This is a genomic window from Brevundimonas sp. UBA7506 (assembly GCF_002479495.1).
In the GTDB taxonomy this organism is placed as follows: domain Bacteria; phylum Pseudomonadota; class Alphaproteobacteria; order Caulobacterales; family Caulobacteraceae; genus Brevundimonas.
The window spans coordinates 118,607-141,883 of sequence record NZ_DLNQ01000008.1 but is presented as its reverse complement, the minus strand read 5'-3'; the positions used below and the strand labels follow the sequence as shown (position 1 = coordinate 141,883).

The window sequence follows — 23,277 nt, the reverse complement described above, 5'->3', positions numbered from 1 at the left end:
GGCCAAGGTCCGCGCCATGAGTATGCTTCGCGACGTCTTCATCACCGGGACCGGCGCCGTCCTGCCCGGTGAACGGATCGGCAATGACCGGATGGAGGACTTCATCGGTCGCATCGGCGGTCGGGCGTCCGCCGTCGGGCGGCGCGCCCTGCGCTGGAACGGGATCGAGGGGCGGCATTACGCCCTGACGCCGGACGGGACGCCGCTGCACTCCAACGCCTCGATGTGCGCGGACGCCGTGCGGGCGGCCCTGGACGCGGCGGGCCTCGGTCTGGGCGATTTGCAGCATCTGGGCGCGGCGGCGACGCAGGGCGACTATCTGGTGCCCGGCCACGCCAGCGCGGTTCAGGCCGAACTGGGCGCGGGGCCGCTGGAGGCCTTCAGCTATCAGTCGGTCTGCGCCAGCGCCCTGATGGCGGCCAAGGGGGCCTGGCTGAGCGTGCGCGCGGGCGAGGCGGACGTGGCCGCCGCCTGTGCGGGCGAGTTCTCCTCGCGCTGGTTCCGGCCGCATTTCTATGAGGGCACGGCCCTGATGGACGCCAAGGGCCGGGCGCGGATCGAGGCGGACTTCCTGCGCTTCACCCTGTCGGACGGAGCGGGCGCCGTGGTGATGGAGCCAAGGCCGAAGCCCGAGGGGCTGAGCCTGAAGGTCGAATGGATCGACATGACCTCCCTGGCCGGGCGCTTCGATCCCTGCATGTGGGCCGGATCGACGCCGCAGGCGCGCGCCGACATGACCAGCGCCTGGAGCCACGCCGGGCCGGCGGCGGCCCATGCGGCCGGGGCGGTGGCCCTGTTGCAGGACTTCGACCTGCTGAAGATCGTCATTCGCGCCTGGATCGGCGTCTGGCTGGAGAAGGTGGACGCCGGAAGGATCGTCCCGGATCAGGTCGACCACCTGTTGTGCCACTACTCAGCGCGGTCGTTGCGTCAGGAGATCGTCGGCCTGCTGGAAAGCACCGCCGCCATGATCCCGGAGGAGAAGTGGTTCACGACCCTGGCCGACAGCGGCAATGTCGGCTCGGCCTCGATCTGGGTCATGCTGGACGCCTTCTGGAAGTCGGGACGCGGAAAGCGCGGAGACAGGGTGCTGTGCATCGTGCCCGAGAGCGGGCGGGCGATGATCGGCTTCATGATGCTGGAGATTGTCTGATGGCGGAACAACAGGCCGAGGCGGCGGTGGCTGATGCGCTGAGGAAGCTGGCGGTCGTCTTCGCCGATTTCGAGCAGCGGCTGGAGGCGACGCCGCTGATCCGCAAGCTGACGCGCGGCAGGTTCGAGGTCGCCGACTACCACGCCTTCCTGATCAACCTGCGCCAGCAGGTGAAGGACGGGGCGCTGTGGATGAGCCGGGCGGCGTCGAACATCGGCGAGGATCATCTGGAGCTGCGCTCGACCCTGATGCGCCATGCGGTGACCGAGCATCGCGATTTCCGTCTGCTGGAGGCCGACTTCACAGCCTCGGGCGGGGCCCTGGAGGACATTCAGTCGGCGCCCAAGAACGTGGGGTCCGAGGCCCTGTCGGCATGGATGTTCCATGAGGCGTCGAAGCCTGACCCGTTTGGCCTGCTGGGCGCCATGTTCATCATCGAGGGGCTGGGCTCGATCAAGGCGCGGCCCTGGGGTCTGAAGGTGCAGGAACGGCTCGCCCTGCCCGACGAGGCGGTGCGCTTTCTGCTCTATCACGGCGACAACGACGCCGAGCACATGAAGGAGTTCGAGGAGATGCTGGGCATGGTCCTGCCCGATCCCTTCGTCGCCGAGCGCATTGTCGTCACGGCCCGCGTCACCGCCCGCCTCTACGCCCTGCAGATCGAGGAGATCACGGCGTGAAGCGGCTCAAGCCGGGCGAGGACCCGTTCGACCCGGCGCGGTTCGACCCGAAAGACCCCGATCCGTGGATGGCCCTCTATCTGGACCACAGCCTGCCGATCGACGACGGAGCCAAGCGCGATCTGTTGCTGGGCGCGCGGTCCCGGTCACGGCGCTGGTTCTTCCCGGTGGCGCGGCCCCTGGTCTTTGTCTTCTTCTGTCTGGTGAAGGTGCTGCGGGTCATTTCGCCCAAGCATCCCAACCTGAACGGCCTGCTGCACAAGACCATCCACTGGGGCCTGCGCACCTTCGCCACGCCCGAGGCCAACCGGGTGATCCTGCGCCACTTCCACGTCGGGTCCGAACTGACCGCCTTCGTGCGCGAGAACGCGGGGGTGGGCGACAAGGTGACGAAGTGGCCTTTGACGCCGACGCGGCTGAAGGACATCGAGCCGGATCTGTTTCTTCAGCACGACCTGAACATCTTCAACTTCGTCATCGAGCTGAACACGGTGCTGCGGACCGAGGGGCGCGAGCTGACGCCGCCGGAACGCATCGACTTCTCCATGATCTCGGACGAATTCCCGCCGTTCGAGGAATTCCCGCGCCGCTGGCACAACTTCGTCGACGTGCAGACGGCGGTGGAGTTCTACACCCCCATCTACGCCCTGATGCTGCCCCGCGACGACTTCGTGCGGGCCTCCAGCTCGCTGCAGCTGGACGAGGTGATGGCCATCTACATCGCCCGCATCCTGGGCACGAGCTACCACATGGCCTTCGTCAAGAACGGCCATCCGCTGGTGGCGCTGTCGACGTTGCAGGCGGGCTATCGGCTGATGATGCACGGGCTGGATTCAGAGGCCATGCACGGCTGGCTGCGGGTGATGAAGGCGCGTCAGGCGGCGGGCCTGCCGCTGGACCCGGCCAATTCGGGCACGCCGCATTAGGGAGCGCGGCGACGCCGATTTCCTCTGGCGTGTTTCACCGGCGCTGATAGCGTCGCCGTTATGAAAACGGCGCGTTCCTTTCTGACCTCCCTCAGCACCCTGGTGCTGCTGTCGCTCGTGCTGGGCCTGGTCGCCGGGGCGGCGGCGCAGAAGTGGGGCCTGCCGGGCGGCCACGCCACGGCGGACTTCATCCAGGCCCTGGGCCAGCTGTGGCTCAACGCCCTGCGCATGACCATCATTCCCCTGGTGTTCAGCCTGCTGGTCACCGGCATCGCCTCCATCGCCGATGCGGCGCGGACGGGGCGGCTGGCGATGAAGGCCGTGGCCTGGTTCGGCGGGCTGATCGTCTTCGCCACCGTCTACGCCGTGGGGGCGGCCTATGGCCTGCACGCCCTTTGGCCGATCGACCCCGAGGGCGCGCGCCTGTTGCTGGCCATCAAGCCCGAGGGCGCCGAGGGGCTGGGCGCCGGCGCGCCCTTCAGCGAGTTCCTGAAGACCATCGCCCCCGCCAACCCGATCCGCGCGGCGGCCGAGGACGCCATCCTGGGCATGGTGGTCTTCGCCGTCTTCTTCGGCTTCGCCGCCTCGGGCCTACCCGACCGGCTGCGCACGCCGCTGATCACCTTCTTCGAGGCGGTGGGCGAGACCATGATCACCATCGTCCGCTGGGTGCTGATGGCGGCGCCCCTGGGCGTCTTCGCCCTGTCGATCGGGGTGGGCCTGATGGCGGGGGCGAGCGCGGCGGGGGTCTTGCTGCACTATGTGGCCCTGATCTCGCTGGCCTGCATCGGCATGGGCCTGATCTTCTATCCGCTGGCGGTGATCTTCGGCCGGGTGTCGCTGGGCAGTTTCGCCCGGGCGGCGGCGCCGGCCCAGGTGGTGGCCTTCTCGACCCAGTCGTCCCTGGCCAGCCTGCCGGTCATGGTCGAGCGGTCGGTGGATGCGCTGGGCGTCAAGCGGGCGACGGCGGGCCTGGTCCTGCCGCTGGCTGTGGCGGTGTTCCGCATCACCAGCCCGGTCGCCAACCTGGGCGTGGCCATCTATTGCGCCCATCTGTTCGGCATCGAGCCCTCGGCGGGTCAGCTTCTGGCCGCCATGCTGACGGCGGTGCTGATCTCGATCGGCACCGTGGGCCTGCCCGGTCAGGCCAGCTTCTTTGCCTCCATCGCTCCCATCTGCATCGCCATGGGCGTGCCGCTGGAGATGCTGCCCCTGCTGCTGGCGGTCGAGGTCATCCCCGACATCTTCCGCACTCTGGGCAATGTCACCGCCGACATGGCCGTGACGCGGATGGTGCAGGGCGGCGAGGTCGCGGACGCCGAATGACCGGCGGTTGACCAAGCTTCGCCGTTAAGGCCAAGCTTCCTTCCTTCGGGGCGATGGAGGGAAGGCGTTATGAGCAAGAGACTGGCGGGCGCGTTCGCCGCCCTGGCGATGGCGTGCGGCGCAGCGGCGCCTGCCCTGGCTCAACAGGCCGCGACCATCGAGGCGCGCACCGCGCCGGGCGGGGTGGTCGTGACCTGGCGGCTGGCCGAACCGACCACGCGGGTCGCCTTCTTTTCGCGCAGCGTCATCCGCGACCTGTGGGCTGTGACGACGCCGGGCCTGACGCTGAAGGACGGCGCGGTCGAGGGCGAGGCGCCGTTCGACCGTTTCGAGATCCGCATCGCCCCCGACGCCGCCGAGGTGGACCGCATCTACATGGGGCTGACCCGCGTGGGGACGGGCCATGTCCTCTACGGCCCGGGGCTGGAGCTGCAAGGCATGGACGCCGTCCTGACCATGCGTCCGGTTGAGGGCGAGGCCACCCTGCCCACGGCGGACGCGGTCAAGGGCTATGTCTATCTGGGCCCGCAAGAGGCGGTGATGCGCCGCGACGGCGCTGTGGTCGTGACCAGCGCCTCGGCCCCGCCGGCCCTGACAGGGCTGTTGCGCGACGGCTATTTCGCGGCGCAAAAATTCTACGGCGCGCGGCTGGATCATGTCCTGCCGACCGAGCCGACGCTGATCATCTCGACCGACAGTCCGGGGCCGATGTCCTATCGCGGCGACGTGACCGATACGGGCGTCATCTCGCTGCGTTTCCACGGGGACATGTGGGCCTCGCCGCCGCCGGACGTGGCGGTGCCTCTGGGCACCTTCGTCTGGCATGAGGCCTTCCATCTGTGGAACGGCCACGGGGTGGAAACGAAGGACGGCGAAACAGCCCCCTGGCTGCACGAGGGCGGGGCCGAATACGGCGCCCTGGTCGCCGCCGTCTCGACCGGAGTGATCGACGAGGATCAGGCGCGAGCGGCGCTGACGCAGAGGCTGAACGGCTGCCGCAAGACGCTGGGCGACGTCGATTATGACGCTCGAAAACTCAAGTCAGGTTCGTCTGTCTACAACTGCGGCGTGGTGGTGCAGTGGATAGCCGACCTGGAGACGCGCCGGGCGTCGGGCGGGACGCGCGATGTCTTCGATCTGTGGAAGACCCTGCTGGACGCCGGGCGCGCCGGGGACGGCTATGGCGTGACCGACTTCCGCGCCCTGCTGCAGCCGGACAGTGCGGTCGGCGTGCTGATGGACGGGCCGGGCGCGGTGCGCTGGGCCGGGATCGAGGCGCGGCTGGCGGCGCTGGGGGTGAGGATAGAGAACCGGCCGGCTCCGTCTGACTATCAGACAGCGGCCCTGTGGCACGTCGCCGAAGGGCTGTGCACCGGTTCCATCGGCTACTACACGAATGAGGACGGCATACGCCTCGACACGGGCGACCGCTGCGGCGTCCTGTCGGGCGATCCCAAGATCGCGTCGGTTGAGGCCCTCGATCCGATGACGGAGAGCGAGGCCATGTTCCGCGCGACCCAGGCGCGCTGCGCGGAGTCCCTGCCGGTGCGCTATGAGACGCGCGAGGGCCGGGTGATCGAGGCGCCCTGCGACCGCCCGCTGACTGCGCCGACGGTTCTCGCCGTCACCGTTGCGCCGCCGCTGGCGACGCGATCGATCTGACGCGGGCGGAACGGGGGCCTAGGGGCGGGCCAGGGCGACGGCGGGGCGGGGGAGGCTCCATGCCGCCGCGCCGAGTTGGTTCCAGGTTGGAGCCGGGCTGTCTTCGGCGCCGAACACCACGGCCGGCCCCCTTCGACCCGCGAGGGCCAGATGCACGATGAGGCGCTTGGCCTCTTCGTTCGTCGGTTTCAGGCGAACGACCTGGCGGCAGGCGGCGAGCGCGGCGGCGTCGTCGCCGAGGGCGTGGAGCGAGTGCGCCAGCTTCAGCCAGGCGTTGTCGCCGCCGGGGGCGATCACCGTCGAGCGGGTGAGCAGACGCGCGGCCTCGGCGTGTTCGGCCCGCGCCGCCAGCAGGCGTCCGAGGCGATAGAGCGTCAGGGCGTCGTTGGGGCGCATGGTCAGGATCTGCCGATAGGCACGTTCCGCGGCGGCGATCTCGCTCTTCTTCTCGAGGTTGAGCGCCATGTCGCGCATGCGCTCCAGGCATCGGGGGTCCAGCGCTCCGCCGAGATTTTCCCCGCTGCGGGTCGCGACAGAGCAAGCGCGCAACCGGTCATCCCCGGGCGCGAACAGGTATTTGTACGGCTCGTCGCCGCGCAGGAAGTCATAGGTGGCCAGGCCCTGGGCTATGGCGTGGCGAATGCTGAAGGCGTGCAGCAGATAGCCGGCGGGCGCCTCGTCGTAGCTCTCGTCCCGGCCGGTGATGACGAACAGCATGGCCTTCTTGACCGGGTCGACCAGGATGGCCAGTGCGGCCACCGGCCGTCCGGCGTGCCGGAAGACCGGCAGGAACAGGCTTCCGTTGCGGGCGGCGCGGGTCAGCATGGCGCGGTTGCAGCGGACTAGGTCGTCTGTGCGGGCGCCCTTGCGGCGGCCCCATTTGCTCTTCCACAGGCCCATCAGCATGTCGATGTCGCGGGCGTAGGTTTCACTGTCCGACAGGGTGATCTCGTAGTCCTCGGATGCCTCGACCTTGCGCAGCCAGCGCCTGATCTTCTGCCGGTTGTTGGCGCTGAGGGTTTCCAGATAGGCGTCCCAGTCCGAGGGCAGGGCGATCGAGGGGCAGATGCTGTGGTCGGTCCCGGCGACCTTGTCGACATAGTCGATGTCCGTGTGGACGAAGCGGCGCTCGTCGAAGGCCGAGAGGAAGAGCCGGCGCCGGCGTTCGGACATCCGCAGGTTCTCCAGCGTCAACTTGGCCCAGTTCAGCTTCTTGCGCAGATGGTCGGTGAAGGCTGAAATCGCCGCCGCCTCGACGTCGGGACGGGCCAGCAGGCCCGCGTAGTCGGCATAGCCGGCGCCGGCGAGGTAGAGCTCGTTGACGAAGCCCCGCTCCTTGTCGAAATGAACCCGCATCCGCAGCGGCAGGAAGGCGACATAGCGGTCGTCCGTCGGCGACTCCTTGGCCGCGAGCACCAGCCAGACCGTCGGGCGGGCGGCCAGCCAGTCGGCCATCCAGCGCCATGACATGAACAGGCTCGCTTCGGGGTCTGCCGCATAGACCGCCTCCCAGTCGCCGCGCACGCCCTTGAGCGCGTCGAAACCCTCGATGACGTCAACGTGCATCGTGCAACCCCTCACACCTCAGCCGTGCGACAAACGGGGCCTTGATCGATTTGGTTCCAGATCTGTCAGGACCGGTGAGGGGCGGCGGTGAAGCGATGCAATGCCGGTTTCCTAATAAAAGAGCGCCGCCCCTCGTCGAGGGACGGCGCCAAGCGCAGGCCAGGAGAGGAGCCTGCTCAGAAGGTGTAGCGAAGCCCCACGAAGAACTGACGGCCGGTGTGGCTGTAGACGTTCAGACGATTGCTGGCGTCAACGTATTGGTCGTTGAACTCGTCGGTCAGGTTGATGCCTTCGATGCTGACTTTCAGCTTGTCGCTGATGTTGTAGGACGCCTGCATGTCGAAGTTCATGGTCTCGTTCGTGCCATGGACGCTGTTGCCGTCGTTGCCCGGCACCGCCGTCAGATAGCCGTCGCGATAGGCCACGGAGCCGCGAATGCTGAACTTGTCGGTCTCGTAGTAGAGGGTGGCGTTCCAGGCGTTCTTGGACAGACCCGTCAGCGTCTGGGTGATGGTGGGAGCGCCCGGCGTCGTCGAGGTCAGGTACTCGATCTCGGAATCGACGAAGGTGTAGTTGGCCTGAACGCCGAAGTTCTCCATCCAGCCGGGCAGGAAGCTCAGACGTTTCTGGACATTGATCTCGAAGCCCTTCAACTCCCCGCCCGGCGAGTTGACCGGCTGGCTCACAGCGAAGAGATCGGTCGGCAGGGCCGAGGTGCCGTCCAGCAGCGAGTTGGGCAGACCCAGCTGATTGAAGGGAATGTCCTGCCGCAGGTTTTGCACGAACGAGTTGATCTTCTTGTAGAACAGGCCAACGGCGAACAGGCTGTCGGCGTCGGGGTACCATTCGAGCGACAGGTCCAGATTGTCGGACTTGGTCGGATCAATATTGGGATTGCCCGAGGAGAAGCTCCGGTTGGCGCCCTGGATGCCGACGTCGCCGCCGGGCGTCAGCACGCTGATTGAAGGCCGGGCGATGGTCTGGGCGGCCGAGATGCGCGCCACCACCGTGTCCGTCAGGTCGACCGCGAGGTTCGCTGACGGCAGGAGCATGTCGTAGTCGCGACGGGCGCGAACCAGCTGGATGGTCGAACCCACGGCCGCATAGCCGTCCGAATACTGCTCGGTCAGGACGTAACGGGCGCCGAGGTCACCGCGCCAATTCAGGCCGAAGGCATCAAAACGGAAGTCGGCCTGCAGGTAGGCCCCCAGATCCTTCTCATCGACGGTGATGTACTGTCCACGCGCCGAAGAGTTGTTCAGACCGGTCAGGGCGTAGATGCCGTTGCCCGAGTAGATGTCGTAAGTCGCGATGAACTTGTTGAGATCCGGCGCAAGCCAGCTGGTCGGAGCCCCCGAGGGCAGGCCGAGATTACGACCAAAGCCCGAAAAGACCTTCGACACGTCGGCCAGCTGCTGGGGCGTCAAGGTCTGCACGACGGTTTCAGACGTCCGATAGAGGCCCTCGGAGTCGAAATGGAAGCGGCGGAAGTCGATTCCCCCTTTCAGGGTGATGTTCTCGTTGGCGTCGAACTCGCCGTAGGCCTTGGCGGTCGTGAAGGTGTTGGTCACCGCGCTCGGACGAATACGGACCTCGGAGGTGCCATTGATCATCGACCAGTTGGCCGGGTTGGTCAGATCGAAGCCAAAGTCGAACTTGGGCATCCGCGACGTGAAGTCGTAGGAAAAGCCGTTGGTGTTCGCCCGGTCGAAGGTGACGATGGTCGACACGGGGTTGGTGAATTCCGAACGCGAATAGCCGCCGATGAAGCCGGAGCGGAAACGGTCGGTCCAGTTACGCGTCGCGGTGAAGGTGTATTGCTGGAACTGGGTTTCCAGCTCGTCATGGGCTGACTGGGACCGCACGTCCACGGCGTCGAACACGCCCTGAACGATATTGCGCCCGTCGACAGTGCCGGAGCGGATGATGGTCTGCGGCTTGCCCGTTCCGCCACGGCTGAAACCGATGGCTTGGAGCTGTGCTTCGTCACGCGTGCTCTTCACGTCGGAATAGAGAACATCCAGCGTCAGCGTCGTCTGATCGTCAGGCTTGAACTGAAGCGAACCGGTCAGGCCCAGGCGTTCGGTATTGTGATCATACTGGACGTAGGACGGAATCCGCGGGTGGTAGAGCGCCGTGGATGTATTGGTGTTGTTGATCTGCCCGATCGTATAGCCGTTCAGCGTCGATGAGGGATTGAAGCCGCCGTTCGCGCCGCCGAAGGTCCAGCGCGTGATGTTGGCGCCTTCCTCGAGGATATGACGCTCTTCATAGGCCGCCGAGAACAGGGCGCCGAACTTGCCGTCCATCCAGGTGTTCGAGGCCAGCAGGGTGAAGCGCGGCTTCACGTCCCGCGCCAGGTCGTTGTAGCTGGCCTGGACGCCCATCACGACCGTCGGCTCGCGATAGTCGAACGGGCGGGCGGTCTGCAGATCCACCGTGGCGCCCAGCGAGCCTTCCTCGACGTCCGCCGAGGCCGACTTGCGCACCGTCAGGCTGTTGAACAGCTCGGACGCGAACATGTTGAAGTCGAAGCCGCGCGAACGGTTGGTGCCGCCCGAGTTGACTGTGCCGCCCGTGGTGGCGATCGCCTCCATGCCGTTGACGCGGACGCGGGTGTATTCCGAGCCGAGGCCGCGCACCGAAATCTGGCGGCCCTCGCCGTTGGCGCGGCTGATGGTGACGCCCGGCACGCGCTGCAGCGATTCCGCCAGGTTCAGATCAGGGAAGTCGGCGATGTCCTCGGCCTTGATGACGTCGACCACGCCGCTCTCGCGGCGCTTGGCGTTGATCGCGCCCTGAAGGCTGGCGCGGAACCCGGTGACGACGATTTCGTCCACCTGGGTCGCCGGTTCGTCCTGCGTCTCCGCGGACTGGGCGTAGGCGCCGCCGGCGACGCTGGCCGCCATCACCGCCAGAGCCGACGCCCCGGCTTTCAACGCAAATTGGAATCCATGCCTGGAACGCATCGTCTCTTCCCTCCCTATCGCCGACGTTTCGCCGGTCTCTCTATGGGCCGCGAGATCCTGCGAACCCGCGTCGCTGCCGGTCGCCCGATCTCGCAGAATGACGATAGGTTCACCGGATCGATGCACGCCAATCCGAAGAAGGCATGAACCAATGCAGGATATGAACTGATACCGGTTTCCCACTGATGCCAATTCTGGATCGATCGATAAGGATTTTAGCTTAGACGATCGCCGAACTTCCTGATTATCGTCATCCCAAAGGCGCCCGCAGAGGCGCTGCAAGGGAGAGACGGCCAGCGGCGATCGGCGTCCCCGGTCTGGTCTCGCAGATCGAGGAAACGCACAGATGATCGACGGGACAATTGCGTCCGCCGCCCCTGCGACCCAGCGCCGCACGCGTATGCGATACGGCATCCTGTTGCTGATCTTTCTGCTGACCACGATCAACTACGCCGATCGGGCGACCTTCTCGATCGCAGGCGACGCGGCGTCCAGGGACCTGGGGCTCAACCCCATCCAGATGGGCTACATCATGTCGGCCTTCGCCTGGGCCTATGTGATCGGACAGATCCCGGGCGGCGCCCTGCTGGACCGTTTCGGCACCAAACTGATCTACACCATCGCCATCGCCGCCTGGTCCTTCTTCACCCTGGTCCAGGGCTTTTCGGCCTTCCTGACGGGCGGCGCGATCTTCGCCGGCCTGTTCGCCATGCGCTTCATGGTGGGTCTGGCCGAAAGCCCCTCCTTCCCTGGCAATGCGCGGCTGGTCGCCGCCTGGTTCCCGGGCTCCGAGCGCGGCACGGCCTCGGCCATCTTCAACTCGGCGCAGTACTTCTCTCTGGTCGTCTTCGCCCCCTTCATGGGCTGGCTGGTGCACACCTTCGACTGGCACTCGGTCTTCTTCGTCATGGGCGGCCTGGGCCTGATCGCCGCCTTCGTCTTCTGGAAGATGGTGCGCAGCCCGGTCGATCACCCCGGCGTCAACAAGGCGGAACTGGACTACATCGAAGCCGGCGGCGGCCTGACCCGCATGGAAGATCGCACCGTGTCGAAGTCGGCCGCCTTCACCTGGGCCAACGTCAAACAGGTGCTGGGCAGCCGCATGCTGATGGGGGTCTTCATCGGCCAGTACGGCATCAATGTCCTGACCTACTTCTTCGTGACCTGGTTCCCGATCTATCTGGTCAAGGAACGCGGCCTGAACATTCTCGAGGCCGGCTTCGCCGCGGCCGCCCCGGCCCTGTGCGGCTTCGCCGGCGGCGTTCTGGGCGGGATCATCTCGGACGCCCTGCTGAAGAAGACCGGCTCGCTGACCATCGCCCGCAAGACGCCGCTGCTGATCGGCATGCTGCTGTCGGCCCTGATCATCGCCTGCGCCTATATCGACAACTCGGCCCTGATCGTGGTCGTCATGGCCGTGGCCTTCTTCGGCAAGGGGATCGCCTCTCTGGGCTGGGCCGTGGTGTCCGACACCTCGCCGCGTGAGTTCGTCGGCGTGACCGGCGGCATCTTCAACACCTTCGGCAACTCGGCCGGCATCGTGACCCCCATCGTCATCGGCTACATCGTGGCGGCGACAGGCTCGTTCGACGGGGCTCTGTGGTTCGTCGGCATCCACTGCCTTCTGGTCATCGCCGCCTACTTCCTGATCACCGGCAAGATCGAGCGCCTGACCCTGAACTCGACCGAGGCCAAGGCCTGATGCGGCTGGATCGCAGGCAGATCCTCGGCGGCGCCTCGCTGGTCGCCCTTGGAACCGCGTTCAAGCCCGGCGCCGCCCACGCCGCCCCGATCCAGGTCGTCGCTCCCATGCCCGCGCCGACCTGGGCCCTGCTGCAACGCGAGCTGATCCGGGCCAACACTGAGGCGTGCGAGGCCTTCTACGCCCGCTATTTCGACGAGCGCGGCTACTTCCTCTGCTTCGAGCGCTGGGGCGCCAATGACGGCCCTGACGACGCCATCGAGAACGTCAACGGCTGGCCCCTGCTGCACGCCATCGGCGCACCCGACCGCATCAAGGCCATGTACACCCAGGCCTGGGAAGGCCACCTGCGCCAGTTCACCGAGGCCAGGACCACCGAGGTCGAAATCGCCCGCGAAGGCATGTTCTTCAAGGAGTTCAACGTCCAGCTGGACTGGCAGCATCACGCCGAAGAGATGACGCTGTTCAACGTCCAGGGCCTGTCCGATCCGGACAATCCCCGCTTCCGCGATCGCGCCCGCCGCTTCGCCGGCCTCTACATGGGCGAGGACCCGACCGCGCCGAACTATGACCCGCAGCACCGGATCATCCGTAGTCTGATGAACGGCTCCAAGGGGCCGATGCTGCGCAAGGCGACGGCGCTGGACTGGGCCGGCGATCCCTTCGATCCGACGCACTTCTTCATGGAGCACGGCGAAGAGACCTACGAACAGACGCTTCAGCACTACGAGGAATACACCGACGTCGTCGGCGACCACCCGCTGAACATGTTCTCGACCACCCTGGCCCTGAACGCCTTCATGCTGGAACAGGAGCCGAAGTATCGCGACTGGCTGCTGACCTACATCGACGCCTGGGCCGAGCGGGCCAAGGCGAACGACGACATCCTGCCGTCCAACGTCGGGCTGGACGGGGTGATCGGATCGGCGGCCGACGGCAAGTGGTGGGGCGGGGCCTACGGCTGGGGCTTCAGCCCCGTGAACCCGGTCACCCGCAAGCGCGAGGATCGCAACCGCGTGCCGCGCACGGCCATGGGCTTCTTCAACGCCTATCTGCTGACCGGCGACGACAAGTATCTGCAGACCTGGCGCGCCCAGGCCGACCGCATCAACGCCCAGAAGCGCACCGTCGACGGCAAGGTGCAGACGCCGACCATGTACGGCGACGACGGCTGGTATGGCTGGCGCGACGGTCTGCATCTGAACAACTCGCTCGACATCTGGTGGCTGTCGATGAAGGAGAGCGACCGCCGCCGGGCCCCCGACCACCCCTGGATCGCCTATCTGGAGGGCCGCAATCCCGACTGGGTCGAGACTGCCCTGCGCGCCGACCTGGGCAAGGTGGCCGAACGCGCCAAGGCTCAGCGCGAGGATACGACCACGCCGGACACGCGGCTGGCCGACGGGGTGCTGGACGTCAATCCGTGCAGCGTCACCGCCCTGATGCATCAGACCATGGGCGCCCTGCACATCGCCCGGCCCTCATGGGCGCCGAGCAGCGCCAATGCGGGCGGATCGCCCCTGTTCGCCCGGCTGCGCTACTTCGACGCCGACGCCCGCCGCGCGGGTCTACCGCCGGACACCGCCGCCCTGATCGACCGGATGACGGCGACCGAAACCGGCGTCACCCTGATCAACCTCAGCCAGACGCAGGCCCGCACCGTCATCATCCAGGGCGGCGGCTATGGCGAGCATCGCATCCGCGACGTCCAGATCGGCGAAAGCCGCCGGGCGGTGAACGCCGCCGACTTCAGCCTGACCCTGGCGCCGGGCGCGGGCGCGCGGCTGGTCCTGACCATGGACCGATACGTCAATGCGCCGACCCTGAAGTTCCCTTGGCGACGCTAGGGCGACGCGCGCTCGCCGGCGCGCTGGGCCTGTCGCTGATGGCGGCCGGCCCGGCCGTCGCCGCACAGGAACGTTGGGTGGCCGCCTACGCCTTTGCGCCGTCGTCCGCGGGGGGACCGACAGGGCCGGCGTCAGCGCCCAATCCCCGGGACATGCGCGGTCCGCTGGGTCCAGACGTCGTCGAAGGCGTGACCCTGAGTCATGTCGTGACGGTGACGGCGTCGGGCCAGCGCCTCCGCTTGCGACTGTCGAACGCCTATGGCGCTGAGCCGATCACCCTGGGCGCGGTGACCGTTCACCTCGGGGACATGACGCGCGAGGTGCGTTTCAACGGCGAGCGTTCATCAATCATGCCGGCCGGCGCGCCGCTGGTGTCGGATCCGGTCGACCTGGCTGTCGCGGCTCTGGATCAGGTGAAGGTCAGCATCGCTCTGCCTCGTGCCACCCGCCTTCCCACCCATCGCTGGCGCCAGACGATGCGGGATGCGGACGGCGTCGAGAGCGCGCCCATGCGTCTCGGCGTCTTGCTGGCCGGGATCGAGGTGGAGAGCGCCACGCCGCCCGGCGTCATCGTGGCCTTTGGCGATTCGATCACCGAGGGCACCGGCGCCTTGCCGGACGGCCCCGGCGGCTGGCCTGAACGGCTGGCCGCGCGTCTGGTGGAAGCGGGTCGTCCGTGGGCGGTCATCAACGCCGGCATCGGCGGAAACCGCCTGCTGCATCAGGGCTCGGGTCCGTCGGGTCTGGAGCGTCTGGACGCCGACGCCCTGGTCCCCACGGGCGCGCGCTGCCTGATCCTGCTGGAAGGCGTCAATGACATCGGCCGCCCTTCGCGGCCCCAGTACGCCCATCAGGCGGTAAGCGCCGCGGATCTGATCGCCGGCTATCGTCAGGTCATCCGCCGCGCCCATGCGGCGGGGCTCAAGGTCGTGCTGGCGACGGTGCCGCCGTTCGAAGGCGCCAACTATTTCACGCCTGAAGGCGAGGCGGGGCGGCAGGCCGTCAACGCCTGGCTGCGCGCCCAGACCGAAGCCGACGGCGTGGTCGACTTCGACGCCGCGCTTCGCGATCCCGTCGCGCCTTCTCGCCTGCAGGCGACCTTCCACAGCGGCGACTGGCTGCACCCGTCGGACGCCGGCTACCAGGCCATGGCCGAGGCCATTCCGCTGGACGCCTGCGACTAGGTGCCCTGCTTGAGGAAGGGCGCGGTCTGGAACAGGCGGCGCTCGTCGGCGCGCGGGTCGTTCTCGGCGCGGCTGTTCACATCGAAGATCATCGTCGCCCGTTCCGGCAGGGTGTAGCGATCCCAGCGCGGGATGGCGGCGTTGTTGGGATCCCCGGTCCGGGCGAAGGCGATGAAGGTTTCGCTCATGGCCTCGGCCGCCCGCTTCGCATCCGGCCCGGCCCCCGCCTTGGCTTCGGTCTTGTCGCAGTTGTCGAACGCCAGGCCGATGTCGAAGCCATGATAGGCGCCGCGCCATGGCTCGACCGGCGAAGCGAAGTCCAGCTGATACATCCAGGTCGGACCGTTCAGTTTGGCGCGTTCCTCCGCCTGGATCAGGTGTCCGGGGCGGGAACGGCCGCACGTCGCGGCGGCGACGAACACCTCCCGGGGCGTCATCTGCGGGAAGCGGGCGCGGTACCAGTCGACGACATACTGGGCGTTGAGGTCCAGCACGAACTCCGGCGCGAGGCGCGGCGCGATGTTGTCCCAGGTGATTTCCGGCGCCCCGGGGCCTCCCGCCGCCCCGCCGCCGAATTCATCGTGGGTATTGCCGATGATCATGGGGATGTGGCCGCTCTCGCGCGGCGCATCGGGCACGAACGGGTGTCTCGGCAAGCTATGGTGATCCATCACCGAGTGGAAATAGATCCCGCCCTTCTCCAGCGGGTCCGCCATCTGAAGCGCCTCGACCAGACGTCCGGCCGGCAGGGTCGCCAGGTCCGCCGCGCGATCCGCCGTCAGCCCCAGATGATCGAGGAAACGCCGCATCCGCAGTTCCGCGTGCTGCGGCCCCATGGCGGTGACGTGCTGGCCGCTCATGGTGATGACACGGTGATAGAGGCCCGCCGCGCGCGGCATGGCCATCAGGGTCACCAGCTTGGCCCCGCCGCCTGACTGACCGAAGACCATGACGTTCGCGGGATCACCGCCAAAGCCGGCGATGTTGTCCCTGACCCATTCCAGCGCCAGGATCAGATCCAGATTGCCGACGCTGCCCGAGGCCGCGAACTCACCGCCCAGCAGCTGTCCCAGACCGCTGTAGCCAAAGACGTTCAGCCGGTGATTAAGCGTCACCACCACCACGTCCCCGCGTCGGCACAGGGCTGCGCCGTCATACAGGGGGCTGGAGCCCGAACCGTTGGCGTGCGCCCCGCCGTGGACATAGACCATGACCGGCCGGGCCCCGCCGTCGGCCAGCGCCGGTGTCCAGACATTCAGGAACAGGCAGTCTTCGCTCTGGTCCGGCTCATTGCTCTTCTGCGGCGAAGCATGGCCATAGGCCGTGGCGTCGGCCACGCCTCGCCACGCCGCTGGCTTCTCCGCCGGTCGAAAGCGACGATTGCTGGTGTCGGCCCCGTAGCGCACGCCCTTGAAGACCTTGATGTCCCGATCGACATAGCCGCGCACCCTGCCATGGCGGGTGTCGGCCACCGGGCTCGCCGCTTCGGCATGGACCCCGCCGCCGGCCATGGCGGAAAGGGCCAGGCCAGCGCCCATGGTGCAAACAGCGCGACGGCTCGGGTCCAGGGTCATGCGGCCTCTCTCATGGCGTTTCGTCCTCGACCTGGGCTCTGAACAGATCAAGCAGAGGCTTCAGACTGGGATTGTCGTTGTCGCGCCGCCAGGCCACGAACAGTTCGACCGGGCGCGCCGGAGAGATGTCCAGCGGACGAAATTCGACCCCGTCGAAATGCAGGCGCATCGCCGCCTCCGGGACGATGGCCGCGCCGATGCGCGCGTGCACCAACGCCAGGATCGAGTGGATCTGGCTCATGTGCTGGACCTGCTGCGGCGAAACCCCGGCCGCATCGAACAGGCCGCTGAGCATGCCGTGGAAATAGCCGGCGCCTTCGGGCGCATACATGATCATCGGCAGGGCGTCGAAATCACCTAATGACACCACGGCCTTTTCGAGCCGGGGATCGCCGGACGGCAAAGCCGCCACCAGGGGCTCGGTCATGACCCGCAGCTTGTCGAACTCCGGCCGGTTCAGGGGCGGACGGATCAGACCCAGGTCGATGCGCCCGGTCAGCAAGGCCTCGATCTGCTCGCCCGTCACCATTTCCCGCAGCGCCAGATCGACGCTGGGCAGGCGTTCGCGCGCCAGTTCGACCAGCTTGGGCAAAAAGCTGTAGCCGGAGGCGGCGGTGAAGCCGATGGCCACCCGGCCCGCCTCGCCGCTGGCGATCCGCCGCGTCGCCAGGGAGGCGGACTCGGCAAGCCGCAGGATGCGCCGCGCCTCGATCAGAAAGGCGCGGCCGGCGGGCGTCAATCGGACAGACCGGCTGGTGCGGTCCAGCAAGACCACGCCGAGAATGCGTTCCAGCAGTTGCACCTGACGGCTCAACGGCGGCTGGGTCATGTTGAGGCGCGTGGCCGCGCGACCGAAGTGAAGCTCCTCGGCCACAGCCACGAAGCAGCGCAATTGGCTCAGTTCAAACATGTCCGCCCTCCATCGGATCGGTCAGCCTAGGCGCTTCGATCCGATGGGAACAGGTCATGGCCTAGCCGTTCGCCGCCCGCTTTGCAGCGGCAGGTTGGACACGCGCGATCAGGGCCTGCAGCTCGGCGAACTCGCTATCCTTGAGGTCAACCAGCGGCGTGCGCACCGGACCGGCGGTGCGGCCGATGGCCGTCATGCCCGCCTTGACGATCGACACGGCGTAGCCCTTGCCCTTGTTGCGCAGGGCGATGTAGGGCAGCACGAAGTCGCGCAGGCCCGCCATGATGGTGTCGTGATCGCGCGCGCGCACCGCCTTGTAGAAGTTCAGCGCAAAGTCCGGCACGAAGTTGAAGATGGCCGACGAATAGGTCGTCACGCCCATCTCCAGATAGGCCGGGGCAAAGGTCTCGGCCGTCGGCAGACCGCCGATATAGGTCAGGCGATCGCCCATCCGGGCATAGACCTGCATCATCAGTTCGATGTCGCCGACGCCGTCCTTGAAACCGACCAGGTTCGGATTGCGCTCGCACAGCTTCTCAAGCGTGTCGGCGTTCAGGATGGCGTTGTCGCGGTTGTAGACGATGACGCCCAGCTTGGTGGACTTGCAGACCGCCTCGACGTGGGCGGTCAGGCCTTCCTGTCCCGGGAACATCAGATAGGGCGGCAGCAGCAAGACGCCGTCGGCGCCTGCGGCCTCGGCCGACTGGGCCATGGCGACGGCGGCGGCGGTCCCATGACCGGCGCCGGCGACGACCGGCGTCCGGCCCCGGGTTTCAGCGACCGCAGCCTTGACGACGGCTTCAACCTCATCCGGCTTCAGCGAGAAGAATTCACCCGTCCCGCCCGCGGCGAAGAGACCCGCAAGGTCATTCTGAAGCATCCAGTCGCAGTGCTCGCGGTAGGCGGCTTCGACAAACTGACCCTGGGCGTCGAAATGGGTCACCGGGAAGGAGAGCAGGCCGCCGCCGATCGTGGCGGCCATCTCCGCCGGGGTCATTCTGGACATGGAATTCCCTGTCTTCTCGCGGACGAGCGGCCCCAACGGCGCTCTGCAATTTCGCGTCTGAGCAGGACCGTATCGAGAGCAATCATGCCGGTCTAAGCCAAAGGAGCTATCGACCGATGCCGGATTTGGCTTGATCTCGCCGGACAGAATCGATGCGCAAACGCTCTTGATCCATGCCCTCTTGAGGGTTCGCATTCAGCGGCCGCATCGCTAGACAATAGTCTTCCAAGACCAGGCCAGAGGACCTTCCCATGACTGACACGCTTGAGCTTTCGCACTGGATCGGCGGCGAGAAGGTGGGCGGGGACTTGTCGGGCGAGAGCCTGAACCCGTCCGACACGCGCGAGGTCGTGGCCCGGACGCCCAGGGGCGGGGCGGCCGAGGTGGATCAGGCGGTGCAGGCGGCGCGCGCCGCCTTCCCGGGCTGGGCCGACGCGTCGCCGGAGGCGCGCTTCGACGTGCTGGATCGGGCCGGGTCCCTGTTGATGGAGCGCGCGCCGCAGATCGGCCGCCTGCTGTCGCGCGAGGAGGGCAAGACCCTGCCGGAGGGCATGGGCGAGACCATGCGCGCCGCCCGCATTCTCAAGTATTTCGCCGGCGAGGCCCTGCGCGTCCACGGCCAGAACCTGGCCTCGACGCGGCCGGGGGTGGAGATCCAGACCTATCGCCAGCCGGTCGGGGTCTTCGGCCTGATCACGCCGTGGAACTTCCCCATCGCCATTCCGGCGTGGAAGATCGCCCCCGCCATCGCCTTCGGCAACACCGTGGTCATCAAGCCCGCCGGCCCGACGCCGGCCACAGCCGAGGCCCTGATCGCCATCCTGCATGAGGCGGGCCTGCCCAGGGGCGTGGTCAACATGGTCATCGGCGACGGCGACGTGGGCCGCGCCATCGTCGCCCACCCCGGCGTGGACGGGATCAGCTTCACCGGCTCGCAGGGCGTCGGCGCCGGCGTGGCCGAGGGCGCGATGAAGCGTCAGGCGCGGGTGCAGCTGGAGATGGGCGGCAAGAACCCGCTGATCGTGCTGGACGACGCCGACCTGGAGCGGGCGGTGGCCATCGCCCTGGACGGCAGCTTCTTCGCCACCGGCCAGCGCTGCACGGCGTCGAGCCGCCTGATCGTGCAGGACGGCATCCACGACCGCTTCGTCGCCCTGCTGGCCGAGAAGGTCGCGGCGCTTCGCGTCGGCGACGCGCTCGACCCCAACACCCAGATGGGCCCTGCGGTGACCGAGGCTCAGCGCGACGTGTCGTATAACTACATCGACATCGCCCGTGACGGCGGCGGCCGGATCGTCACCGGCGGCGAGCGGCTGACGCTCGACAAGCCCGGCTGGTACGTCCAGCCGACCCTGATCGCCGACACCCTGCCGGACGCCCGCATCAACACCGAGGAGGTCTTCGGACCCGTCGCCTCGACCATCCGCGTGGCCAGCTACGAAGAAGCCCTGGCCGTGGCCAACGGCGTCGAGTTCGGCCTGTCGGCGGGCATCGTCACCCGGTCGCTGAAACACGCCCGCGACTTCCAGAGGAACGCCAGGGCCGGCATGACCATGGTCAACCTGGCGACGGCGGGCGTCGACTATCACGTCCCCTTCGGCGGCACGAAGAAGTCCTCCTACGGCCCCCGCGAACAGGGCTTCGCCGCCGTCGAGTTCTACACCCAGATCAAGACCAGCTACAGCGCCGCCTAGGAGTCAGACGATGATCGCCCTGCCTGTCCTTGCCGCTCTTATTCAGGTCGCCCTGCCCCAGGGGCCGCACACGATCATTACGCCCCTGACCCCGGCGGAACTGCCGCCGGCCCTGACCGCTCGCGTGCTGGCGGCGTCGCCCGGCCTGACCATCACCGGCGCGGAGCGGAAGGAACGCGAAGACCGCATCTATTTCGACGTGGCCGGCCAGCGGCCCGACGGCGCCGAGATCGAACTGGACGTCCAGCAGATCGACGGCGACTTCGACATCGTCGAGATCCAGCGCGACCTGGCCTTCGACGACATGCCCGAACCGGTCCGGGCCCTGACCGCGAGCGCCCTGGGGCAAAACCGTCCCGCGCGCATCATCGAGAGCGTTCAGAAAGACGGCGTCGCCATCTTCGAACTGTTTGCGCCCGGACAACCCAGCGAACCCTCCGCCGAGGTTCGTTTTGAGAATGGGGAAGCCAAGTTTCTCACCGAGCGTTGGCCTCACTAAACCATCGGGCGCCTCGCTTTCTGGGCGATTGTTGAGAGCCGCTCTCAATCTGCGCCGCTCTTAAGTGGTTTTGAGCCGGCGCTAACTGGTTGTCAGGACCAGTTAGGAGCGGCGCAATTTGGGGTCGCTCTCACTGACTTTCAAAACACGACCATTTAGCCAGACCAGCTAAAATCGGCTCAATCTCTCCCAGAACCACCTAAGAACGGCACAATCCGCGAGGCGGCACGATGATCAGGCCCGGATTCGCTGTTTGGACAAAGCGGCGCGCTATGGCTCCTAAGCGCCAGCAACGGACATTGGGAGACCGCCCGGAAGCAGACTTTCACAGGCCGTTTGGCTCAAGGTCCGATGGTCGCTGCTCGATCCGCCGTTCCCTCAGCAGTTGGGAGTTATCGGAGGCGGGCTGGGCAATTGCTGGCGATGAGAGGGCGAATGCCAGGGCGCAGGCGGCTAGGAACGAGCGCGGCATCGCGTACTCCGACAGAGGCTGGAGCTACCCCCCCCGTCTGACCGCCACCAAGTTACCTTTTGGTCAGGCCTGCGTCAGTTGCATCCTTGCGCCTGCCTTTTGCTCGGACCCTTGTCACTGGCCTCGCGCGTCAGGTCACGACGAGGCCAGACAGGCCTTCGAAATTGTCAACCAGGTGATCAGGCGCCGCGGACCTCAACGCTTCGGGCGTAGCGTAACCCCAGGTGACGGCGGCGCTGGTGAAGCCGGCCTTGCGCGCCGCCTCGACGTCGCGGGTCTCGTCGCCGACGCAGAGGACCCGGCCGGGGGCCACGCCCATTTCCCGCTGCACGCGCATGAACAGAGGCGCCTTGCCGAACAGACCGGCCCCGCAACGAAACCGGCTGATCCGGGTCGCGCTTGCAGGTCCGAGGATCGCGCGGACCGCGGCCTCGGAGTTGGAACTCACCACGGCCAGACGCACGCCTGCATCATGCAGGCCGTCGAGGAAGCCTTGAGCGCCCGCGAATAGCGGGATCGTCGCGACGTCCGCGAGAACCATCGCCCGCAGGTCGCGCGCAATGGCCGGCAGCTTCCAGAAGGGAACACGCAACTGCTGCAGGATCTGCCGGTTCGACAGGCCTCGCAAACGCTCGAGCATGGCTTCGTCGGGCCGACGCAGTCCGTGCCGCTGGGAGAGGCGCCCGATGTTCGCCAGCATCCACGGCGCGCTGTCGGCCAGCACGCCGTCGAAGTCGAGGATGACCAGGTCGAACTTCCTCACCTTGAGCCGCACAGGGCGAGGCTTGCGCATCCTCCAGACGTCGACGGCGAGCCCGTGGAACATGGTCTGCGACAGACCCTCGAAATGAAATCCGAGCCTCTCGTAAAGGCGGCGGGCCGCCGGATTGCAGGTGAAGACGGAGAGCGTGATGTCGCCAGGAGCCGTCTCTTCCGCCGCGCCCATCAGCGCCGAGCCGATCCCACGACCCTGACGGGCGGGATCGACAAACAGGTTGGAGACATGGCTTCCGACAAGCTCCAGGAAGCCGACCGGCTCGTCGCCCACTGTGGCGACCAGACGCACCTCGGCGGGCTCCAGCGGCGCCTCCGGCGTGAACGCGAACCCCCGCTCGGGCATCGCGCGACCATAGGAGCTCATCGCCGCCTCGGCCGCAATCCGCTGGCAGATCTTGCGATCCGAAGACTGGAACCAGCGGATGGCCACAGGGTCCAGGGTTTGCACGGCAGCCGCTGCGGCAGCCATCACAGGACCCCGAGAGTAGCCGCGTCGCGGACAAAGGGCGCCAGCGAGCTCGTGAGAAGCTCGGCGATCTCGGGGCGCGCGGTCTGCAGCGAACCACCCGCGATCGGGGGCTCAGGATCGTATTCCGCCATCAGGACCGCAGCCTCTGCCATCGGCCGGCCCCGGAGCTCCGCGACCAGGGCGGACCCGAAATCGAGCCCGGCCGAGACGCCCGCTCCGGTGATGAGGGCGCCGTCACGAACGATCCGGGCGCGTTCGGGCATGGCGCCGAACCGGCTGAGCAGGGGAACGACCGACCAGTGCGAGGTGGCGCGCCGCCCCTGCAGCAGGCCCGCGGCGCCGAGCACCAGCGAGCCCGTGCAGACGCTGGTGACGTACTTCGCGCGTCCGCCGCGGTCGCGGACGAACTCCACCGTCGGCCGGTCCCTGGCGGCGGCGACCGTGCCGGCGGTCCCGCCAGGCACGAACAGCACGGTCAGGTCGGTCGGGCAGTCCTCGAGCGTGACGGTGGGCCGAACAGCGAGGCCGGCGTCGCTCGTCACCGGGCTCAGGTCCGCCTGATTGGTGACCAGGTGCACCTGACCGCCGAACAGGCCGGCCAGGAAATGGTGCGGGCCGACGAAGTCCAGCGCGGTGAACCCCGGATACAGCAGCATGCCGATCTGTTCGTCGCCCAGCAGCCTGACCCCCAGGTCATTCGCCATCGTGCGCGGGTCGCGTCGGTCGGAGGCGGCAGCCGGAGCGGCGGCAGCCGGAGCGGCGGCCGTGGCTGCGACGGCCGCGGCGGCCGCCATGATCGAACGTCGGGTCATCATGCGAGTCTCCCTGGCCTCGTTGCGGGCCGCTGGCGGAGCGCTTGAC

The 23,277-nt window shown here is 67.4% G+C and carries 17 protein-coding genes; 10 read left to right on the top strand and 7 right to left on the bottom strand.

The features are described 5' to 3' along the window. Positions 1–16 precede the first annotated feature (16 nt). The 5 genes from B3K53_RS08125 (at position 17) to B3K53_RS08105 (ending at position 5,747) form a co-directional block, all read left to right on the top strand. Positions 17–1,153 (top strand): beta-ketoacyl-ACP synthase III, encoded by a 1,137-nt coding sequence (locus B3K53_RS08125; protein ID WP_292083690.1) that lies wholly within the window; start codon positions 17–19, stop codon positions 1,151–1,153. After that, positions 1,093–1,833: an iron-containing redox enzyme family protein gene (locus B3K53_RS08120; protein ID WP_292083689.1), complete on the top strand. Its 741-nt coding sequence runs from the start codon at positions 1,093–1,095 to the stop codon at positions 1,831–1,833. Before B3K53_RS08125 ends, B3K53_RS08120 begins: the two co-directional genes overlap by 61 nt. Continuing rightward, the gene (locus tag B3K53_RS08115) at positions 1,830–2,759 is read left to right on the top strand and encodes a DUF6999 family protein (protein WP_292083688.1); all 930 of its coding nucleotides are present in this window, start codon (positions 1,830–1,832) and stop codon (positions 2,757–2,759) included. The genes B3K53_RS08120 and B3K53_RS08115 overlap by 4 nt, the downstream gene beginning before the upstream one ends. A 60-nt stretch (positions 2,760–2,819) precedes the next feature. Next, the gene (locus B3K53_RS08110; RefSeq protein WP_292083687.1) at positions 2,820–4,085 is read left to right on the top strand and encodes a dicarboxylate/amino acid:cation symporter; all 1,266 of its coding nucleotides are present in this window, start codon (positions 2,820–2,822) and stop codon (positions 4,083–4,085) included. Positions 4,086–4,154: 69 nt separating this feature from the next. Beyond that, the gene (locus B3K53_RS08105; protein ID WP_292083686.1) at positions 4,155–5,747 is read left to right on the top strand and encodes a hypothetical protein; all 1,593 of its coding nucleotides are present in this window, start codon (positions 4,155–4,157) and stop codon (positions 5,745–5,747) included. A gap of 18 nt (positions 5,748–5,765) precedes the next feature. Here B3K53_RS08105 and B3K53_RS08100 read toward each other — a convergent pair whose 3' ends face one another. Further along, entirely contained in the window at positions 5,766–7,313 is a 1,548-nt protein-coding gene (locus B3K53_RS08100; RefSeq protein ID WP_292083685.1) for a GNAT family N-acetyltransferase, read from the bottom strand. A 176-nt stretch (positions 7,314–7,489) separates the two neighbouring features. Continuing rightward, a complete protein-coding gene (locus tag B3K53_RS08095; RefSeq protein ID WP_292083684.1) occupies positions 7,490–10,282 on the bottom strand; it encodes a TonB-dependent receptor in 2,793 nt (930 codons plus the stop codon). Positions 10,283–10,628: 346 nt separating this feature from the next. Here B3K53_RS08095 and B3K53_RS08090 point away from each other — a divergent pair, with 346 nt between their 5' ends. Genes B3K53_RS08090 through B3K53_RS08080 form a run of 3 tightly spaced genes read left to right on the top strand, consistent with a single transcriptional unit; the run spans position 10,629 to position 15,015 of the window. Next, complete coding sequence (locus B3K53_RS08090; protein ID WP_292083682.1) at positions 10,629–11,984, top strand: MFS transporter; 1,356 nt, start codon at positions 10,629–10,631, stop codon at positions 11,982–11,984. Further along, a complete protein-coding gene (locus B3K53_RS08085; protein ID WP_292083681.1) occupies positions 11,984–13,831 on the top strand; it encodes a hypothetical protein in 1,848 nt (615 codons plus the stop codon). Before B3K53_RS08090 ends, B3K53_RS08085 begins: the two co-directional genes overlap by 1 nt. Further along, positions 13,819–15,015 carry an SGNH/GDSL hydrolase family protein gene (locus tag B3K53_RS08080; protein WP_292083680.1) on the top strand — a complete coding sequence of 399 codons (1,197 nt, stop codon included), beginning with the start codon at positions 13,819–13,821 and terminating at the stop codon, positions 15,013–15,015. Before B3K53_RS08085 ends, B3K53_RS08080 begins: the two co-directional genes overlap by 13 nt. On the opposite strand, the gene B3K53_RS08075 is transcribed toward B3K53_RS08080, so the two are convergent. From B3K53_RS08075 to kdgD, 3 genes are all read right to left on the bottom strand, one after another. Further along, positions 15,012–16,589 (bottom strand): carboxylesterase/lipase family protein, encoded by a 1,578-nt coding sequence (locus B3K53_RS08075; RefSeq protein WP_292083679.1) that lies wholly within the window; start codon positions 16,587–16,589, stop codon positions 15,012–15,014. The genes B3K53_RS08080 and B3K53_RS08075 overlap by 4 nt on opposite strands. Positions 16,590–16,599: 10 nt before the next feature. Beyond that, complete coding sequence (locus B3K53_RS08070) at positions 16,600–17,499, bottom strand: LysR substrate-binding domain-containing protein (protein WP_292083677.1); 900 nt, start codon at positions 17,497–17,499, stop codon at positions 16,600–16,602. Positions 17,500–17,560: 61 nt separating this feature from the next. Continuing rightward, a complete protein-coding gene (gene kdgD / locus B3K53_RS08065) occupies positions 17,561–18,505 on the bottom strand; it encodes a 5-dehydro-4-deoxyglucarate dehydratase (RefSeq protein ID WP_292083676.1) in 945 nt (314 codons plus the stop codon). A gap of 251 nt (positions 18,506–18,756) precedes the next feature. On the opposite strand from kdgD, the gene B3K53_RS08060 reads away from it, so the two are divergent. Next, complete coding sequence (locus B3K53_RS08060; protein WP_292083675.1) at positions 18,757–20,199, top strand: aldehyde dehydrogenase family protein; 1,443 nt, start codon at positions 18,757–18,759, stop codon at positions 20,197–20,199. A 10-nt stretch (positions 20,200–20,209) separates the two neighbouring features. After that, the gene (locus tag B3K53_RS08055) at positions 20,210–20,698 is read left to right on the top strand and encodes a hypothetical protein (protein ID WP_292083674.1); all 489 of its coding nucleotides are present in this window, start codon (positions 20,210–20,212) and stop codon (positions 20,696–20,698) included. A gap of 602 nt (positions 20,699–21,300) precedes the next feature. Here the strand turns inward: B3K53_RS08055 and B3K53_RS08050 are convergent. After that, on the bottom strand, positions 21,301–22,416 hold the full coding sequence (locus B3K53_RS08050; protein ID WP_292083673.1) for a GNAT family N-acetyltransferase: 1,116 nt from the start codon (positions 22,414–22,416) through the stop codon (positions 21,301–21,303). Continuing rightward, positions 22,416–23,231: a DJ-1/PfpI family protein gene (locus B3K53_RS08045; RefSeq protein ID WP_292083672.1), complete on the bottom strand. Its 816-nt coding sequence runs from the start codon at positions 23,229–23,231 to the stop codon at positions 22,416–22,418. Before B3K53_RS08045 ends, B3K53_RS08050 begins: the two co-directional genes overlap by 1 nt. Between the last annotated feature and the right edge of the window lie 46 nt (positions 23,232–23,277).

Bases quoted from the DNA above. Each gene is read 5' to 3' on its own strand.
- B3K53_RS08125 (WP_292083690.1), top strand. From the start codon at position 17: ATGAGTATGCTTCGCGACGTCTTCATCACCGGGACCGGCGCCGTCCTG.
- B3K53_RS08110 (WP_292083687.1), top strand. From the start codon at position 2,820: ATGAAAACGGCGCGTTCCTTTCTGACCTCCCTCAGCACCCTGGTGCTG.
- B3K53_RS08105 (WP_292083686.1), top strand. From the start codon at position 4,155: ATGAGCAAGAGACTGGCGGGCGCGTTCGCCGCCCTGGCGATGGCGTGC.
- B3K53_RS08100 (WP_292083685.1), bottom strand. From the start codon at position 7,313: ATGCACGTTGACGTCATCGAGGGTTTCGACGCGCTCAAGGGCGTGCGC.
- B3K53_RS08095 (WP_292083684.1), bottom strand. From the start codon at position 10,282: ATGCGTTCCAGGCATGGATTCCAATTTGCGTTGAAAGCCGGGGCGTCG.
- B3K53_RS08090 (WP_292083682.1), top strand. From the start codon at position 10,629: ATGATCGACGGGACAATTGCGTCCGCCGCCCCTGCGACCCAGCGCCGC.
- B3K53_RS08085 (WP_292083681.1), top strand. From the start codon at position 11,984: ATGCGGCTGGATCGCAGGCAGATCCTCGGCGGCGCCTCGCTGGTCGCC.
- B3K53_RS08075 (WP_292083679.1), bottom strand. From the start codon at position 16,589: ATGACCCTGGACCCGAGCCGTCGCGCTGTTTGCACCATGGGCGCTGGC.
- B3K53_RS08070 (WP_292083677.1), bottom strand. From the start codon at position 17,499: ATGTTTGAACTGAGCCAATTGCGCTGCTTCGTGGCTGTGGCCGAGGAG.
- kdgD (WP_292083676.1), bottom strand. From the start codon at position 18,505: ATGTCCAGAATGACCCCGGCGGAGATGGCCGCCACGATCGGCGGCGGC.
- B3K53_RS08060 (WP_292083675.1), top strand. From the start codon at position 18,757: ATGACTGACACGCTTGAGCTTTCGCACTGGATCGGCGGCGAGAAGGTG.
- B3K53_RS08055 (WP_292083674.1), top strand. From the start codon at position 20,210: ATGATCGCCCTGCCTGTCCTTGCCGCTCTTATTCAGGTCGCCCTGCCC.
- B3K53_RS08050 (WP_292083673.1), bottom strand. From the start codon at position 22,416: ATGGCTGCCGCAGCGGCTGCCGTGCAAACCCTGGACCCTGTGGCCATC.
- B3K53_RS08045 (WP_292083672.1), bottom strand. From the start codon at position 23,231: ATGATGACCCGACGTTCGATCATGGCGGCCGCCGCGGCCGTCGCAGCC.